Source organism: Chryseobacterium ureilyticum (assembly GCF_900156735.1).
Lineage (GTDB): Bacteria > Bacteroidota > Bacteroidia > Flavobacteriales > Weeksellaceae > Chryseobacterium > Chryseobacterium ureilyticum.
Genome location: NZ_FTOL01000027.1, coordinates 1 through 1,286 on the forward strand (window position 1 = coordinate 1; position 1,286 = coordinate 1,286).

1 protein-coding gene is annotated in these 1,286 nt (G+C 26.4%); it reads left to right on the forward strand.

Annotated elements, in window-relative coordinates; all coding sequences use genetic code 11:
- The coding region (locus BW983_RS24460; protein WP_228409074.1) for a hypothetical protein at nt 1-263 on the forward strand (263 nt) is incomplete at its 5' end.
- Nucleotides 264-1,286: the final 1,023 nt, after the last annotated feature.

Sequence of the window (1,286 nt, forward strand, 5' to 3'; positions counted from 1 at the left end):
TCAATTGGGACTGCAAAGATACTAACTTTATTTTAACTCGCAAATTTTATTTGATAAAAAATGCAAAGCTTTTTTTCGTTCCTCTCTTCTTGAAGCAATATCGTCTCTGCCTATCTAAAAGCTCTTCTGCGCTACTGATATACTCTCGTTTTCAGTGGGGCAAAGATAACAACTTTATTCAACGCAAAACAAATACAATTATAATAAAAACAATAAAAGTGGAAAAATATTACTATAAAATACACATTAATAATACATTATGAGATTAACATAGTTATCCACAATGATTGTTAATAATCTGGATTATAAAAATATCCATGCTAAGGAGATTTGCCTAACGTATTGTATACCAAAAAGGCAATTAAAAAATATAGAGTATTTACTAAATTATAATAGCTTTTGTATAAAACAAATTATCATATTATTTGAAAGTACTTTTTATAGTACAGTATATGAAGAGTGTTTATAGAGAGTGGATCTATTCAAAAAAATAGAAGTAGCCATAAAGATTGAGAATATTTTTAAGCTTACCAAAATAATATCCACATCCCAAAATTAAGTTATATATCAAAAATATATAATAATGTACTAAAAATAGTGTTCAACTTATTTCAGAAAAATAAATCCAATGCTTTAACTTGGTTTTATTTAAAACGTAACTAGTTTCTCGCAGATCTCACAGATTTTGCAGATTTTTGAATGGATAATGCAATATTTTAAATAGTGATTCAACATGCAATAGTCAAATCTTTCCAGGAATAAATTATTATCCTAATTCTAATGGAAGGAATATTTATAAAAAAGTAAATCATTTCAATGAAGTTAGCTAAACTTAGAATATTAAAAAGTATATATCTAGGGAAAAAATGAGAGAGTAAAAAGATCTAGAAAATAAGGTAAAGACGATATCTTTAATTAAAGAATGAGCTTTAAAAATATTTGAATATGAGTTCTGTGTTGTTTGACATAATCATTATTCAGTAGGAGCGGACAATAATATAATCAAAGGAAGCCCGTTCAAATAAAAAATATATTAATCTGGCTTTAGCCAAAACTTAGATATAGATTCTATGTAAAGTAAAGAGTAGAATTGAAGATATTCAGTAAGCTATGATCAGTCACGTTTTGAGAGTGGTTTTCCGATTATTTATTGATTACTTACTCCTTGTCCATGTTCTCTTTAGTATTTGCGTATTTAAGAATAGTTTTGGATATAGTGCTCTGGCTATAGAGCAAAAAAAAGTCTCATACATTACTGTATGAGACTTTTAAAAATAAAATAAAAA